The sequence below is a fragment of the Sphingomonas limnosediminicola genome (assembly GCF_039537965.1).
GTDB lineage: Bacteria > Pseudomonadota > Alphaproteobacteria > Sphingomonadales > Sphingomonadaceae > Sphingomicrobium > Sphingomicrobium limnosediminicola.
In genome coordinates, this window is the sequence record NZ_BAABBM010000001.1 from 2168401 (window position 1) to 2184270 (window position 15870).

17 protein-coding genes and 1 tRNA gene are annotated in these 15870 nt (G+C 63.2%); 7 read left to right on the plus strand and 11 right to left on the minus strand.

What is annotated here, in order from left to right; all coding sequences use genetic code 11:
• Positions 1-145: 145 nt before the first annotated feature.
• Complete coding sequence (locus ABD704_RS10965; protein WP_344699725.1) at positions 146-1087, plus strand: LysR family transcriptional regulator; 942 nt, start codon at positions 146-148, stop codon at positions 1085-1087.
• Here the strand turns inward: ABD704_RS10965 and ABD704_RS10970 are convergent.
• From ABD704_RS10970 to ABD704_RS10980, 3 genes are all read right to left on the minus strand, one after another.
• A complete protein-coding gene (locus ABD704_RS10970) occupies positions 1028-1423 on the minus strand; it encodes a carboxymuconolactone decarboxylase family protein (RefSeq protein WP_344699726.1) in 396 nt (131 codons plus the stop codon). The two genes, ABD704_RS10965 and ABD704_RS10970, sit on opposite strands and share 60 nt — an antisense overlap.
• A complete protein-coding gene (locus ABD704_RS10975; RefSeq protein ID WP_344699727.1) occupies positions 1416-2585 on the minus strand; it encodes an MFS transporter in 1170 nt (389 codons plus the stop codon). Before ABD704_RS10975 ends, ABD704_RS10970 begins: the two co-directional genes overlap by 8 nt.
• 124 nt (positions 2586-2709) lie before the next feature.
• Positions 2710-3159, minus strand: a complete 450-nt coding sequence (locus tag ABD704_RS10980; RefSeq protein WP_344699728.1) for a cupin domain-containing protein — start codon at positions 3157-3159, stop codon at positions 2710-2712.
• Between the two features lie 243 nt (positions 3160-3402).
• Here ABD704_RS10980 and ABD704_RS10985 point away from each other — a divergent pair, with 243 nt between their 5' ends.
• From ABD704_RS10985 to ABD704_RS11010, 6 genes are all read left to right on the plus strand, one after another.
• Positions 3403-4227 carry a 3-hydroxybutyrate dehydrogenase gene (locus tag ABD704_RS10985; protein WP_344699729.1) on the plus strand — a complete coding sequence of 275 codons (825 nt, stop codon included), beginning with the start codon at positions 3403-3405 and terminating at the stop codon, positions 4225-4227.
• A 1-nt stretch (position 4228) separates the two neighbouring features.
• Positions 4229-5377: a patatin-like phospholipase family protein gene (locus ABD704_RS10990; RefSeq protein ID WP_344699730.1), complete on the plus strand. Its 1149-nt coding sequence runs from the start codon at positions 4229-4231 to the stop codon at positions 5375-5377.
• Positions 5378-5387: 10 nt separating this feature from the next.
• Positions 5388-5981: an NADPH-dependent FMN reductase gene (locus ABD704_RS10995; protein WP_344699731.1), complete on the plus strand. Its 594-nt coding sequence runs from the start codon at positions 5388-5390 to the stop codon at positions 5979-5981.
• A 100-nt stretch (positions 5982-6081) separates the two neighbouring features.
• Positions 6082-6603, plus strand: a complete 522-nt coding sequence (locus ABD704_RS11000) for a DUF302 domain-containing protein (protein WP_344699732.1) — start codon at positions 6082-6084, stop codon at positions 6601-6603.
• The gene (locus ABD704_RS11005; protein ID WP_344699733.1) at positions 6600-6773 is read left to right on the plus strand and encodes a hypothetical protein; all 174 of its coding nucleotides are present in this window, start codon (positions 6600-6602) and stop codon (positions 6771-6773) included. The genes ABD704_RS11000 and ABD704_RS11005 overlap by 4 nt, the downstream gene beginning before the upstream one ends.
• Entirely contained in the window at positions 6770-8299 is a 1530-nt protein-coding gene (locus ABD704_RS11010; protein WP_344699734.1) for a hypothetical protein, read from the plus strand. The genes ABD704_RS11005 and ABD704_RS11010 overlap by 4 nt, the downstream gene beginning before the upstream one ends.
• Before the next feature lie 176 nt (positions 8300-8475).
• On the opposite strand, the gene ABD704_RS11015 is transcribed toward ABD704_RS11010, so the two are convergent.
• The 8 genes from ABD704_RS11015 to ABD704_RS11050 form a co-directional block, all read right to left on the minus strand.
• Positions 8476-8551 (minus strand) — tRNA-Phe (locus tag ABD704_RS11015).
• A gap of 40 nt (positions 8552-8591) precedes the next feature.
• Entirely contained in the window at positions 8592-8792 is a 201-nt protein-coding gene (locus tag ABD704_RS11020) for a DNA gyrase inhibitor YacG (protein WP_344699735.1), read from the minus strand.
• Positions 8776-9732, minus strand: coding sequence for an Rne/Rng family ribonuclease (locus ABD704_RS11025; protein WP_344699736.1), 957 nt, complete (start codon positions 9730-9732; stop codon positions 8776-8778). The genes ABD704_RS11020 and ABD704_RS11025 overlap by 17 nt, the downstream gene beginning before the upstream one ends.
• The gene (locus ABD704_RS11030) at positions 9725-10297 is read right to left on the minus strand and encodes a Maf family protein (protein ID WP_344699737.1); all 573 of its coding nucleotides are present in this window, start codon (positions 10295-10297) and stop codon (positions 9725-9727) included. Before ABD704_RS11030 ends, ABD704_RS11025 begins: the two co-directional genes overlap by 8 nt.
• Before the next feature lie 6 nt (positions 10298-10303).
• Positions 10304-10555: a translation initiation factor IF-1 gene (gene infA / locus ABD704_RS11035; protein ID WP_168067748.1), complete on the minus strand. Its 252-nt coding sequence runs from the start codon at positions 10553-10555 to the stop codon at positions 10304-10306.
• 73 nt (positions 10556-10628) lie between these two features.
• Positions 10629-12527, minus strand: a complete 1899-nt coding sequence (locus ABD704_RS11040; protein ID WP_344699738.1) for an alpha/beta hydrolase family protein — start codon at positions 12525-12527, stop codon at positions 10629-10631.
• Positions 12528-12600: 73 nt separating this feature from the next.
• Positions 12601-13572: a quinone oxidoreductase family protein gene (locus ABD704_RS11045; protein WP_344699739.1), complete on the minus strand. Its 972-nt coding sequence runs from the start codon at positions 13570-13572 to the stop codon at positions 12601-12603.
• 88 nt (positions 13573-13660) lie between these two features.
• Positions 13661-15778 (minus strand): sodium-translocating pyrophosphatase, encoded by a 2118-nt coding sequence (locus ABD704_RS11050; protein ID WP_344699740.1) that lies wholly within the window; start codon positions 15776-15778, stop codon positions 13661-13663.
• Positions 15779-15870 lie beyond the last annotated feature (92 nt).

Below are 15870 nucleotides of genomic sequence, written 5' to 3' on the forward strand. Positions count from 1 at the left end.
CGCGGATTATCGGAGAGGCGGTGCGGCAAGTCGCAGACCGAGAGCGCATCGGTTCAATGCGTCATTCGCATGGTGCCAATGCTGGCCCGCGTCGTTGCGAACGTGTAATGGGTCGGCTCCATCAGCCGCCGGGGATGGGCCGCCTATGGAAATGCAGCAGGTCCGCTATTTCGTTGCGCTCGCGCGTGAGTTGAATTTCACCCGGGCCGCGGAGCACTGCAACGTCAGCCAACCGGCACTAACCCGCGCGATCCAGCAGCTCGAGCACGAGCTTGGCGGACCGTTATTCCACCGCGAGCGGGGCAACACGCACTTGTCCGAGCTCGGCCGGATGATGCTGCCTTATCTGCAGACGGTCGAGGAAAACTGCCGCGCGGCGCGCGATCAAGCCAAGGCAGTGAAGAAGCTAGAGCGCGCCACGCTGACAATCGGCACGATGTGCACCATCGGCCCGCAGCTGGTGTCCGAACTTCTCATCCGCTTCCGGGCCCAGCATCCCGATGTGGAAGTCCAGGTGATCGACGCCGGCGCGCCGCAGATGATCGAGATGCTCGAGAAGGGCGATCTCGAGGTCGCCGTGGTCGGCGTTCCCGGCGAGCTTCCGGATACGCTCCACCAGCTGCCGATCTTCCAGGAACGGTTCGTCATCCTGCTTCCGCCCAATCATCGGCTGGTAATGCTGGATGAGATCCCGGCGGCGGAGCTGGACAAGGAGCCATACGTCAGCCGCTCAAACTGCGAAGTGTTTCAGCCCGTGCGCGCCGAGCTTAACGGTCGGGGCGTGTTTCTGCGGCAGGTCTTCAGCTCCCCCCGGGATGACTGGGTGCAAGGCATGATCAAGGCAGGACTAGGCCTCGGCTTCTTTCCCGAGTTCAGCGTGACAGATCCGGACCTCGTCGTCCGGCCGCTGGTCAACCCAAGCTTCTCGCGCACCGTCTATCTCGCGACTGTTCGCGGCCGGCCACATTCGCCCGCGGTGGGCGCCTTCGTGCAGGAGGCACGGCGCTATCCGTGGCCGGGGAGCCGCCTACCCGCAAGCAGCGGTCAAACAATTGTCGTCGGTCAACAGGTCATGGCAGTCGGATAGCGCGTTAAGCGCCGCAGGAAAGCCGGCGTAGAGCGCGATCTGCATCAGCACTTCGACGACCTCTTGCTTGCTGATGCCGCTCATTGCCGCGGACTCCACGTGAACGCGCAGCTGCGGTCCGGCCCTCCCGCTGGCGGCAAGCGCGGCGATCGCAATCAGCTCGCGCGTGCGAAGGTCGATTCCGTCGCGCGAGTAGATGTCGCCGAATGCAAACTCGATGACCATGCGTGCAAAGTCGGGCGCCACCTCGGCGACACCGCTTTTCACGAAGTGGGCGATCTTGTCCGTGGCGAGCTGCTCGGCGATGTCTATGCCACGGCGATAACGGTCACTCATCGAACTTCCTTGGACGCAGGCTTAAGGCGAGTATGGCGGCGAGGCCGAGGGCGACGAACACTCCGCCGATCGCAGCCGTCCAACCGAAACCGTCGAACAGGAAGCCGATCGCCGCAGCGCCGGCGAGGCCGCCGCAATAATAAGACGAGAGGTAGAGCCCGCTGGCCGCAACCTTGTCGCCGCGTGCGATGCGGCCGACGTGGCCCGTCGCAACGGCCTGGGCGAAGAACGTGCCGACGCCCACAAGCGCCAAGCCAGTGATGATTGAAAGCAGGTTGGGCACGAGCAGCAAGGCGAGGCCGAGGAGCGCCAGCGCCAAACTGGATGATGCGGCAATCCCGGGACCAACGCGTCCGGTCATCGTGCCGGCCAGCGGTGTCGTGAACATCGACGGCAGGAAGACAAGGAAGACCAGGCCAAGCGCAGTCATGGAAAGCGCGTGCGGTGGCCTCATCAGGACGAACCCGACATAAGTGAAGACGCCGATGAACCCGAAAAGGATCAGGAAGCCGATGGCGAACGTCCGGCGGAGAGGCCCATCGCTCAACTGCTCTGCCCAACCGGTCCAGAAGCTGCCTTTCCGGGCCATCGGCTGCGGCGCGTTCCGATCGAGCGCCACCGCAACAAGGCCGGCACCGCACAGGTTCAGCAACGCGAAAAACAGGAAGCTTTGCTCGGCGCCGACCAGGCTTGCGACATAGGCGGCTGTCAGGCGCCCGACGAGATTGCTGGCGACGACGCCGGTAACATAAGCCGCAAGCGCGCCAGCCGTGCGCGCCGCGCATCGCTCGGCGAGGTGAGCTAGGGTCAGGGTGAAAGCGGCAGCCATGAACAACCCCTGCGTCACGCGCAGGAGGGCAAATATCGTTAGATCCGGTGCAAAGCTCAGAAGTGCGGTCGGGACTGCCAGCAACGCCAGGCTGATCGTGATCGCGCGCTTGCGCTCCACCGCGCCGCTGATGACGCCGACGAGCAGGCCCGAAATCGCCATGCCGAGGGTGCTCGCGTTTGCGGCGAGGCCGATCTGCGATGGAGAAACGCCGTAGTGCTCTGCCAGGCTCGGGAGAATCGCCTGCGTTGCGAACAGGTCGACGAGGGTCAGGAACCCAATCACCGCAATCAGGAGCGAGCTCTGAACCGAAAGACCGGCGGGGCGGGTCATCGGGGGCGGGTGGGCGATATCCGGCATCTGGCGTCACTCGAAGGTGGAGGCGTCCCGCCCCGGGGCGAGGGCAGGACGCCTGGGTGTGGCCGGCGGAGGGGAGCTGTACGCCGGCGCGGGGTTCCTATTTGCCCTGGAACACGTCCGACGATAGCAATACGGCCGGTACCTTGCCGTTGTTGATCCAATAGTGGCTCAGTCCATCAGCCTCGCGGCTGATGTCGCCGACTTCATGTTCGATCGGCTTGGCGCAGGCAGTGCTGTATTCGGTGATTGATCCGCTCAGCGTGTAGATGAGCGCAGGACGATCCTTGTGGCTGTGCAGCGGGACAACACCACCCGGCTGAACGACCAGCCGGCGCGTGCGGAGCTGCCGGCCGTCGACGCCGATTTCCGGACCGAGATCGACCGACGAGATCACCGTGTCGGTTACTCCCTTCGGCATGGTCGGCGCATTGGCGAGGTCGCTCGATCCCGCCGCCGGGCACTGGCCTGCGATTGCGGGGCTGGCGAAGCCGGCTGCCGCTGCGATGGCAATGGCCGCCGTCGCGAACTTGATCTTGATGTTGAACATTTCCGTCTCCTTGCATTCTTGAATCTGGGCGCCGCGACAGGCCGGACTGCAGGATGCGAGGGATCCTTTGTCTTCCCGTGCGACATCGGCTGAGGAGCCGGCCATCGCGACGCCCTTTCAAAATGGCGGAGGACCGCCCTTCGCGGAAATCGCAAGGTCGCATGAAGTCCATGCACGAAACGCATTTCACTCATTGGACCCGGACCCGCATCCTTCGCGAACAACGACCAAGGAGCGTGAAGCATGGACATGCAGGTCCAGGAACAGGTCGACACGACGCAGCCGTTTGCCGGTCGCGTTGCCGTCGTCACGGGATCAACCAGCGGCATCGGCCTTGCCATTGCGCGGGCGCTGATGCGCGCCGGCGCGGACGTTGTGATCAATGGCCTTGGCGCGCCTGCGGAGATCGAGCACGTGCGTGCCAGCCTCGAAACAGAACGTCACCAAAGCCGCGTGGTCTACAACGGTGCCAACCTGATGAAGGGTGACGAGGCCGCCGGCCTGATCGAAGAGACGCTGATCGGCTTCGGCCGCATCGACATCCTCGTCAACAATGCCGGCATCCAGCACGTCAGCCCGATCGAGACCTTCCCGCCCGAGAAGTATGAGGCGATCATCGCGCTCAACCTGTCGGCGGCCTGGTACACGACCCGCGCTGCATTCGCGTCGATGAAGCAGACCGGCTTCGGCCGGATCATCAATGTCGCGTCGGCGCACGGGCTCGTCGCGTCGCCGTTCAAGAGCGCCTATGTTGCCGCCAAGCATGGCATTGTCGGTCTGACGAAGACCGTCGCGCTCGAAGGCGCCGAGCACAACGTCACCTGCAATGCAATTTGCCCGGGCTATGTCTGGACGCCGCTGGTCGAAAACCAGATTGCGGACACCGCGAAGGCCCGCGGCATCACGCGCGAGGAGGTCATCCGCGACGTCCTCCTTGCGGCACAGCCAAACAAGCTCTTTGCCGAGGCCGATGAGCTCGGCGCGCTCACGGTGTTTCTTTGCGGCCCCGGAGGCCGGTCGATTACCGGCACGGCGCTGCCGGTCGACGGCGGCTGGACGGCACACTGAAATGGCCGCGCAATCACTCGCCGAAGAGGTCGCGAAGCTCGGGCAGACCGTGATGGTCCTCCAGGGCGGCGGTGCGCTCGGCGCTTATCAAGTCGGCGTCTATGAGGCGCTACACGAGGCCGGGATCGGCCCGCAGTGGGTCATCGGGACCTCGATTGGCGCCATCAACGCCGCCCTGATTGCCGGCAGCAAGCCGGACGAACGGATCGAGAAATTGTGCGAGTTCTGGTCGCTGGTTCAAAACGACATGTTCGTGCCCGGCGGCCTGCCCGCGTGGCTTGCAACGGCGACTCGCAACATGATGGCGGTTAGCAGCGGCGTTCCTTCTTTCTTCAACCCAAACCCGCTCGCTTTCTCCAGCCCGCACTATCGGCTGGGCGCGGAATCCGCCGGTTATTACTCGGTTTCGCCGCTGCGCCGCACGCTCGAGAAGCTCATCGACCTCGACCAGCTCAATAGCGACACGACCCGCATCACGGTCGGCGCTTCGAGCGTCCGCACCGCCGAGATGCGTTACTTCGATTCACGCGACATGCCGCTGACGATCGATCACATCATGGCATCAGGCGCGCTTCCACCCGGCTTCCCACCCGTACGCATCGACGGCGAGCTCTATTGGGACGGTGGCATCCTTTCGAATACGCCGGTCGAGGTGGTGTTCGACGATAATCCCCGCCGCGACGGCCTAATCTTCGCGGTGCACATTTGGAACCCGCACGGTCCGGAGCCAGAGACCATCTGGGAAGTGATGAACCGCCAGAAAGATGTTCAATATTCGAGCCGCGCCGCAGCGCAGATCAAGCGACAGCGCCAGCTCCATCGCATGCGGCACGTCATCGCCGAACTGTGCAAATATGTGCCGGCGGAACGGAAGCTAGACAATCGCTACGCCGAGATGGCGGAGTACGGGTGCCTGACGCGGATGCATGTCGTGCGCCTTCTTGCGCCGGCCATCGATCACGAGGATCACAGCAAGGATATCGACTTCAGCGCGCACGGCATTCGCCGTCGCCGTGAGGCCGGCTACTCCGACACGATGAAGACGCTCGAACGGGCGCCCTGGCGCGAGCCGGTCGATGACATCGAGGGCTTCATCCTGCACGAGGCGAGCGGCGGGAACATGATAAAAACCCCCGCGGCCGCGCGCTGACGAGATTACGATGCAGCCGCCGTCCTCCCCCCTGTCAGTCGCCGTCCTGCTCGGCTCGGTTCGCCGTGACCGCATGGGCATTCGCGCCGCCAGGCTTGTCGTCCGCGAGCTCGAACGCCGGGGGCATAGCGTCCATTTCGTCGACCCGGCCGAACTTCAGCTCCCTTTGCTCGATCGCATGTACAAGGAGCATCCAGCGGGCGAGGCACCCGAGGCACTCGAGCGGCTGGCCAAGCTCTACCGAAGCGTCGACGGCTTCCTGGTCGTCAGCGGCGAATATAACCACGGCATTCCGCCGGCGCTGAAGAACCTCCTCGATCATTTCCTGGAGGAGTATTTCTGGCGGCCCTCGGGAATCGTCTGCTACTCCGCCGGAATCTTCGGTGGCGTTCGCGCCGCGATGCAACTGCGCATGACGCTTGCTGAGCTCGGCATGCCGAGCATTCCGAGCCTGCTCCCGATTCCGCGCATCGGTCAGTCTCTCGACGACGACGGTGTCCCGGTCGAGTCGATCACCGCGCAATCGATGAACCGCTTCCTCGACGAGTTCATTTGGTACGCCGGAGCACTTGCCGCCGGTCGCGCCCAAGGCACGCCATACTGAGCGCCATAGGCGCCGCGCATGAACATCATGCGCAATCGCAATTTCACTGAGGCCGACCAAAGAGCGAGAATTCTCCGGTACTCGAAGAAGGAGACCGGCGATGCGCCGAAAACTGAAGAAAGTGGACCTCCAGTTCCTCGCCCTGCTGCTGCTTGCAGGCCCCGCGTCGATCGTCTCGCCGATCCTGGCGCCGGCTCATTCCGCAGTTCCCGTGGCATCAGCGCCTGGCGAAGGTGTGATCAAGCTGCGCAGCGACTACGGCTTCGATGAGACCATCGTGCGCCTGAAAGGCGACATCGCGGCGAAGGGCATTCGCTTCTTCGACGAAATCGACCACACCAAACTCGGCGCACGCGCAAACCTAACGATTAATCGTTCGACGTTGCTGTTGTTCGGCAATCCGCCGTTGGGCGTCCAGTTCCTCCAGTCGAATCCCATTGCCGGTCTCGATTGGCCAGTGCGCATGCTCGTCACGCAGGACGACGACGGAACCGTTTGGGTAAGTTGGACCGACTTCTCATTCGTCGCCGGCCGCTACCATCTCCGCGATCGCGATGCACAGATCAAGATGGCGACCGAAGTCGCCGCCTCGATCGCCTCAGCCGCAAGGAAACAGCCATGAAGTCCAACCACACTTGTCGCGACATTTCCGGTCCGCTTCTGCGCCGCGACCTGCTCGCCATGTTCGCTTACGTGAACCGCAACGGCCGCAGCTCGAAATGCGTCGACGGAACGTTCGGCGATGCCGAAGTGCATCTTGAGCGACTTGCGGCTGCCGCCGGAATGCAATGACCGCAAGAACTCGGGACGCTCTTCAGGGGAGCCTCCCGCAACTGAACGGGAGGCTCCTCTTATTATGTCGTGCGCTGCTTTGCGCGTTCGCCATCGCCGCCGTCGTCATTGCGATCCTGTTGCCAATCCGCAGCCCCTTAGAAGCTGCGGTTTACGGCCTGCGCTTGTCCAAGGCGGTTGTGCTCATCACGATCGCCGGCATCCTCGCCTTTCGCCGGCCGCGTGACCCGGTCGCTGCGCTGTTAGCAATCACCCTGCTCAGCTGGACAATCACCAGCAGCTTCGACTTTGGGACTGAAACCGTCCTCCTTCAGACTCTCGATCATGGACGCTTTCTGTTGTTTGCGCTGACATTGCTGCTCTTCCCGGACGGTCTTTGGCAGCCAGGTTGGACACGGCCGGTGGCAGGCTGCAGCGTCGCGGTATTCTTGATCGGTATTTGCGAAGCGGCGGGCCTGCTGCACACGCGCGTCTTTCTCCCACTCGCGATCGCGTGCGTCTTTGCCGGGATCGGATCGCTCGTGACGCGTTTTCGGAATGCCCGCACATTCGCTTTGCGGCAGCGGCTCAAGTGGGTCGCGCTCGGGCTCTTGGCCGGCGTCAGCATGATCCTCGCGGCTCGGGCGGGTTTGGCGTGGTCGGGTTCGAAGGCCATGGCTTTCCTGTGGGAAGCATTGTTCCAGCTAGGCATCATGGCGATCGCACTCGGTTTTGTGGCGTCGCTCACCAGCTATCGGCTGTTCGATGCTGAAGCCGCGATCAGCCGCTCGGCGGGTTATGCGCTCCTGACAATCGCATTGGTTGCGACTTTCGGCGGCGCCGAAGCGCTGATCGAGAACCTTGGACAATTGTACCTGGGAAGTGGCGTCGGTAGCATTTCGGGCGCGATGGCCGCGGCAGTCGCGGCAGTGCTTCTAAACCCGCTCCACGGGCGCATCACCGACTGGGCCGAGCAGCGCTTTCAGCCCGACCTGGCCACTTTAAAAATGGAGCTACCCCACGTCGCCTCACGCGAGGCCGCGAAAGGATCCACGCGCGGATTGGGCGCAGAAGTCCTTCCGCTCATCGGCGCAGCCGTACATGCGACGAGATGCGCAATGTTGGTCGACGATCAGATTGTCTCCGCCGACGGAATTACCCTCTCCGCTGCACGACTATGGGCGCGAAGTCAGAAGTCCGAAGTCTCCGCATCATCCGGCGGCATGTGGTGCGACCCCCTGTTCCCGGTCCGCCTGCGACTAGGAACCACTCCCTCCGGCAACGCGGCTTGGCTTCTTCTCGGTCCTCGACCCGACGGTACTTTCTACCGGCGGGAAGACACAGCGGCCCTCCGCTCTATCCTTCCGGCAATCGGGCAGGCGCTGACGACCACGCTCGCGCGCGAAGCCATCGACGCCGCGATTGCCAGCCGTGAACGCAAGTTTCGCAGGGACCTTGAGGCGCTCAATGCCCGAATGGAGCGAACCGAAGTCACGTTGCGAGAAGTCGTGGCACGTGGTGCGCGCCCTTATCTCGGTCGCGCATAGGAGAGGTAATGGCAGGAATGGGTCCAAAGCTGCCGCTAAGCGGAACGTTCGCTTACGGCCATTCCCTTACGTAGAGCCGAAAGCCTACGACTTTAGAAAGGACCACAGAACTGCCACCTCCAGCCTTACGGGGGCATCGGACCAGAATTAGGTGGTCGTTACACAGAGGTCACGAATGGTGCCCAGGGGCGGGATCGAACCACCGACACCGTGATTTTCAGTCACGTGCTCTACCAACTGAGCTACCTGGGCTCTCGAACCGGACGGGACGCCCGCTCAAGCGACCGGCTCACTAACCGTCGCCATCCTCGCTGTCCACCCTCGGCATGAGGTCTCGCTCCTCCGCCGGCGGGCCGGGGATGCTATATCCGCCGCCAAGCCACTTGAGCAGGTCGCGGTCCTTACAGCCGCGGCTGCAAAAGGGCGCGTACTCAGGGGACTGAGGCGAGCGGCAGAGCGGGCAGGTGTCCGTTCGTTTAGAGCTTTTCGGCATATCCGCCTGCAATGGGGAGGGATGGGTCGGCACGCAACTCGACCGCGCCACCAATTTGGCGCGACAGCTCGTCCAGCCAACCCGAACATGCCTCCAGCGCGGCAATCAGTGCCGGGTGAGCGACCAGGCGCTTGGCGCCCGGCGCGTCCATCGCTGCATGTCTGAGCAAGGCGCGCGCTTCAAAATTCGCGCGGTCCTGCGCCAGCTCGACGAGCGACGCGCGATGGCGCGGGCGGACGATCTGGACGAAGCCGAAGCCGTTCACCACCGTTCGTTCGAACGGCTGCGGGAGCGCGTCATCGATCCTTGCTCCAGCGGATTGACGCGCCGCTTTGCTCCCAGCTGTCGGCAAATCGATCCCGATCGATCCGCCGATGTCGAGCCGGCGGGTCGCCTCGGCGGCTGCGGAGGCGCCGCGCTCGGCGAGCTCGTCAGGCGGCATAAGGCCATCGACGTCGATCAGGGTCATCGCGGGCGTCGGCGAGATGCGAAGCTCGCCGCCTGCAAAGCGAACGATCCCACTTCGCGCTTCTTCCAGCAGGTCATTCCAGCCAAGCGCCGCCAGCTCATCGCGGGGCGAAGGGAAAGGTAGTTGGTTGCCCGCTGGCGCAATTGCGGGCCGGGGCTGCTCGTCGGTGATGCGTGCCAGCGGTCGCTTCCATGGCTCGGCGCCGGGAATGGCCTCACGTGTCACCTCGATGTTCAAGGCAGAGCCCTCCGTCGCGCCGCCAGCGCCGCGGGGTAGGAGATATTCGCGATTTTCTGCATCACGCGCGACGGCATTCCGGCCGCCGGTTCCGACGCTTGCCAACCGTCCGGCCAGAACGCTTCCGGCTCGCGGCGATCCATCCAGCTCGATCCGCGCCTCGACGATCTCGCCATCCTGTACAAGCACCGATCGGATCTCGCCGATCCCGCGCTCGATCAGCCATTCAGGCAAGCGGATATCCCGCGCTTTTCAGCAGCATGCGCGTCTCGGCGACGGGCAAGCCGACGACGTTCGAATAGCTGCCGGCGATGTGGCGGACATAGACTTCGCCATAGCCCTGCAGCGCATAGCCGCCGGCCTTGCCCTGCCATTCGCCATGCGCTGCGTAGAAGTCGATCTCCTGTTTTGAGAGACCCTTCATCCCAATCATCGTCACGACCAGCCGCTGGCGGATTTGGCCGCCGGGAATTGCGAGTGCGACGCCGGTCATCACGCGGTGGCGGCGTCCGGAGAGTAGTCGCATACACTCACGCAGCGTCTCTTCATCCTCGACTTTGGGGAGAATCCGGCGGCCGACGGCGACCACGGTGTCGGCTGCCAGAACAAACGCGTCAGGTTCACGCGCCGCAATCGCCGCCGCCTTTTCGCGCGCCAGCCGCGATGCATGCACACGCGGAAGCTCGCCCTTGGGCACGCTTTCGTCGATTTCGGCGGGCATCACGGCGTCAGGGGTGACGCCGATGCGAGCAAGAAGGTCGATACGGCGCGGGCTCGCCGAGGCGAGGATCAGCCGCATGAATGATTAGCCCGTGTAGCCGGGCGGCCCTCCGCGGCCGGGCATGAAGCGGTAGGTGATCCGGCCCTTGGTGAGGTCGTACGGCGTCAGTTCGACGAGCACTTCGTCGCCGGTGAGGACGCGGATGCGGTTCTTGCGCATCTTGCCGGCCGTGTGACCGAGGATCTCATGGCCGTTCTCAAGCTCGACGCGGAACATGGCATTGGGCAGCAGTTCGACCACCCGGCCCCGCATCTCGAGCAATTCTTCCTTGGCCAAGCGATTTCCTTTTGTTGTGCGCGAAAAGTCGCGGAGCCTTAGCCGCGACCCGCCGAAAAGGGAAGGCGGACGGTTAGGCCGGGTTGTACTTGTCGAGGAAGGCTTTGAGCTTCTTCAGGAACTCAAGCCTGTCTTCGCTGCGACTGAAATGGTGATCACCAAGCTTCTGCTCAAGATATTCATATGGTTTGCCAGCTTTTTGCAACTCGCTCACCAGCATCCGCGACTGCTTCACTGGGACGCGCTTGTCCTTGATCCCGTGTGCGATGAGGATTGGGGCGCCAAACTCCGCAGCATGAAACCTGGGAGAGACGGCCGAAAAGTCTGACGCCTGCTTTTTCCAATAGCTCTCAACTCCTTTGCCGAGCAGGTTCCTATCGTAGCGGAGCATCGCGCCAAGATCGGAGATTCCGGCGTAGGAAACGGCACAGCGATAGTGCGGAAAGTCACGCTGCGCCGCGCGCATTGCCGCATATCCGCCATAGGAGCCGCCAACGATGCAGACTCGCTTGGGGTCGATCACCCCCTGATCGGCCAGATGGGTGATCGCGTCGATCAGGTCGTCCTGCATCTTCAGACCCCACTGACCATTGCCGAGGTCATGGAAGGCCGTCCCGTAGCCGGTTGAACCGCGATAGTTCGGTTTGATCACTACATAACCCTGCTCGGCAAGGAATTGCGACCACCAGTCATATTCCTCAGAGTCACGAGCGCCGGGGCCGCCATGAGGCATCACGATGAGCGGCAGGTTCTTCGCCGACCGGCCCCGCGGCATGGTCAGTACGGCCTCGATATTCGTCCCGTCGCGCGCCTTGTAGCGAACCGTCGACACCTGAGAGAGCTTTCGGTTTGTAAGGATTTCGCTGTTCCACGAGATGCGCTGCATCTCTGCGAAGTCCGTGTCCCAGTAGTAAATCGCGCCGGCCTGCGAAGGATCTCCCACCTCGACCAGCAGCTTTTTGCGATCACAATTCCATGAGACGATGCGCGCATTGCCCGGCCCCAGCGACTTGTCCAAGTCGCCCTGAATTTCCTTCAGATAAGGGTCGAACCATTCATAGAACTTGCGGTTGCGGGCGATCCCCACCGCCGCAACGTCGTTTCCTGCCGCTGTGGCGACGAGAGTATCGACGTCGTAACGATCGTCCCCGAAGACCTTTTTCCCGAGCTTGAAGGTCGGCAGCTCCATTTCGTAAAGCGCGTCCCGACCCTCGCCATCGTCGAAGGCAAGTGCCGTTCCGTCGGTCCTGAAGACAACGGGCTCCGGGATGGAGTCCGCCTCACGTCCCGCCAGCTTTATCTTGTGGAAGTCGTCGCTAGCGGACGCTCGGTAGATGCCGCCGCGCTTCTTGCCTTCGTCCCAGATGACTCCGTAGCGGACGACCCCGTTTGAATCGGCGCTCCAGTTCCAAACACCATCGTGGGAGTAGACGACCTGTTTCGCTTTCCCCGTCGAAATGTCGACGTCGAACACGCTGGGGTACCATTCCGATTCGGTTTTAATCCCAGTCTCCTTCGACAGGAGGAGGCGAGGCGATCCGTCCTGCGCAATCCATATGACATCGTCGGCAACGAGGCCGGTCCGCTGAGGGTCGACGGCCAGCATCTTTTTCATGTCGGCGCTCACCCCAACGATGCTCGTCGCGTAGAGGTCTTCGCCGTACAGGTTTACCTCGTCGCCGACGCCGACGACGATCCAGTCGTTATTGACCCACCGCCACCAATTGATGTCGATGTCGCTCTGCGCCATCGAGACTGGCGCACCGCCGAACAAAGATTTGACCAGGAGAACCTGTTTTCCGCGGACCGCGATCTTTGCAACAATCTTGGTCCCGTCTGGCGACAGATCTGGCGATTCAATCGTCGGCAGCTCCGCGAAAGCCTCGATGGGCACCGCATCCGGCAATGGGCCCGCCAGTCCGCGTGCACTGGCGAACAGCGCCAGCCCACTAATCAGCACAGATTTACGCACGAACGCCTCCCCCTGACTCGGCGGGGCGATGCTAACATTCGTCAATCAAAAGAAAAGGCTGGAACGACGAAGCTCAGATCGTGAGGACGGTCGATCCGCTGGTCTTGCGCGCCTCCAGCGCGCGGTGGGCTTCGGCAGCGTCCTTGAGCGCGAAGCGTTGCTTGATCTCGACCTTCACCTTGCCGCTCGCGACTATATCGAAGAGTTCGTTGGCTGAGGTCTCAAGCTCCGCGCGCGTAATGGCATAGTCGTAAAGCGTCGGGCGGGTCAGGAAGAGCGAGCCTTTCTGCGCGAGGATGGTCGTCGGGAACGGCTCCACTGGCCCGGAAGCATTGCCGTAGCTGACCATCATTCCGCGGCGAGCAAGGCAGTCGAGTGACTTCATGAAGGTGTCCTTGCCGACGCCGTCGTAGACGACGGGCACCTTGTTGCCGTCGGTGATGCGTGCGACCTCGGCGACGAAGTCTTGCCGGGTGTAGACGATTGGATAGTCGCATCCGTGAGCGCGGGCGAGCTCGGCCTTCTCGTCGCTGCCGACCGTGCCGATGACCGTTGCGCCGAGCTCCTTCGCCCACTGGCAGAGGATCAGGCCGACGCCGCCTGCCGCCGCCTGGACGAGGATGGTCTCGCCAGCCTGGACGCGATGGACCGAGCGGAGAAGCATTTGCGCGGTCATACCCTGGAGCATCATCGCTGCGGCTTGCTCGGACGAGATGGTGTCCGGCAGCTTTACAAGCCGGTCGGCGTCGATCAGCCGGTCTTCTGCATAGCCGCCGATCGGGCCGCCGTAGGCAACGCGGTCGTCTTCCTTCAGACCCTTGACCCCGTCGCCGACGGCAACGACCACGCCCGCGCCTTCAACGCCTGGCGTGAACGGGAGGGGCTGCGGGTACAGTCCCGTGCGGTGATAAACGTCGATGAAGTTGAGGCCCGCGGCTTCCTGGCGCAGGCGAACTTGGCCGGGACCGGGCTTGCCCACTTCTATCTCTTCCCACTTGAGAACTTCGGGGCCGCCCGTCTGATGGACTCGGATTGCGTGAGGCATGACCGTGCTTCAACGCCCGTCGAGCGCAAAAGAAAAGCCCCGCCGCAGGATCTCCGCGGCGGGGCCTATCTTTTCGAAGGTCGGCGGCCTAGTGCGCCGCCGCCAGCGCCGCGAGCAGAAGCAGCGCGACGATGTTTGTGATCTTGATCATCGGATTGACGGCTGGTCCGGCGGTGTCCTTGTAAGGATCGCCGACGGTGTCGCCGGTCACGGCAGCCTTGTGAGCCTCCGAGCCTTTGCCGCCGTAGTTGCCGTCTTCGATGTACTTCTTGGCATTGTCCCAGGCGCCGCCGCCGCTGGTCATCGAAATGGCGACGAACAGGCCGGAAACGATGACGCCGAGAAGCAGGGCGCCGAGCGCCGCGAAGCCCGACGCCTGACCTGCAACCAACGTGATCAGGAAGTAGACAGCGATTGGCGTCAACACCGGAAGCAGCGAGGGCAGGATCATTTCCCTGATCGCGGCCTTGGTGACGAGGTCGACGGTGCGGCCGTAGTTGGGCCGAACGGTGCCTTCCATGATCCCCGGATTGTCGCGGAACTGCTGGCGGACATCCTCAACCACCGAGCCGGCGGCGCGGCCGACCGCGGTCATGCCGAATGCGCCAAAGCTGTAGGGCAACAATGCGCCGAGCAGCAGGCCGACGATCACGTACGGGTTGGACAGAGAGAAATCGACGGCAACGTCCGGGAAGAATTCCCGAAGGTCCGTCGTGTAGGCCCCGAACAGCACTAACGCAGCAAGCGCTGCCGAGCCGATGGCATAGCCCTTGGTCACAGCCTTGGTGGTGTTGCCGACTGCATCGAGAGCGTCGGTGCGCGTCCGCACGTCCTCTTCGAGCCCAGCCATTTCGGCGATGCCGCCGGCGTTGTCGGTGACCGGGCCATAAGCGTCGAGCGCAACGACCATGCCGGCCATGGCCAGCATCGACGTTGCACCAAAGGCGACGCCGATCACGCCCGCGAGCTGGTAGGCAGCGATCACCGCGATGACGATTGCGACCGTCGGCAGCGCCGTCGATTCAAGACTGATCGCGAGGCCCTGGATGACGTTGGTGCCGTGGCCCGTCTGCGACGCCTTCGCGATGCTCTGCACCGGGCGGTAATTGGTGCCGGTGTAATATTCGGTGATCCACACCAGAAGACCGGTGAGACCCAGTCCGATCAGCATGCAGTAGAAAAGCTTCATGCCGGTCAGCTGGATTTCGGCATCGCCGACACCCGGGATCGACGCCACAACGGCGTTCATGTCCCCCAGCACATATTGCGTGACCGGGTAAGCGAGGACCGCTCCGAGCACGGCCGACGTCCAGAAACCCTTGTAGAGCGCGCCCATGATCGAGCCCTTGCCGAGCCGGACCATGTAGGTGCCGATGACCGACGTCACGATGCAAAGGCCGCCGATGATCAGCGGCAGGCTCATCAGCTTCATCAGCATCTCGCCATCGCCGCCGGTTACGGTCAGCGCGATCGACACCATCGTAACGCCAAGCGTCACGACGTAGGTCTCGAACAGATCGGCAGCCATGCCTGCGCAGTCGCCGACATTATCGCCGACGTTGTCGGCAATGGTCGCCGGGTTGCGTGGATCGTCTTCGGGAATTCCGGCCTCGACCTTGCCGACCAGGTCGGCGCCGACGTCCGCGGCCTTAGTGAAGATACCGCCGCCAAGGCGGGCGAAGATCGAGATCAGCGAGGCGCCGAACGCGAGCGCAACGAGCGCGTCGACGACAACGCGGTCATTGGGCGCGTGGCCGGCGACCGCGGTGAGATAATAAAAAAAGACCGAGATCGCGAGCAGGCCAAGACCGGCGACCAACATGCCGGTGATGGCGCCCGACCGGAAAGCCATGGTCAGACCGCCCTGCAACGACGTCCGGGCGGCTTCGGCCGTGCGGACATTGGCCCTCACCGACACGTTCATGCCGACGAAGCCCGTCACGCCCGACAGGAGCGCGCCGATCAGGAAGCCGATCGCGGAGACCGGGCCGAGAAAATAATAGACGAGGGCGACGACGACGACGCCGACGATGGCGATGGTGCGATACTGGCGGGCGAGGTACGCCTGCGCGCCTTCCTGCACAGCGCTGGCGATGTCGCGCATCCGTTCGTTACCGGCAGGCGCCTTCAGCACCTGCATGGTGGTCACAACCCCGTAGAGAACGGCAATGACGCCGCAAATAATGGCGATAAGCAGCAGGTTCATGAGTTCAAGCTTCCCCGTTTCTTGAATCAGGCTGTTGCGGCCTGATCGCGGCCGCCCCCTGGACGGCGCCGGTTTTAGGAAGCGTTTGCGCG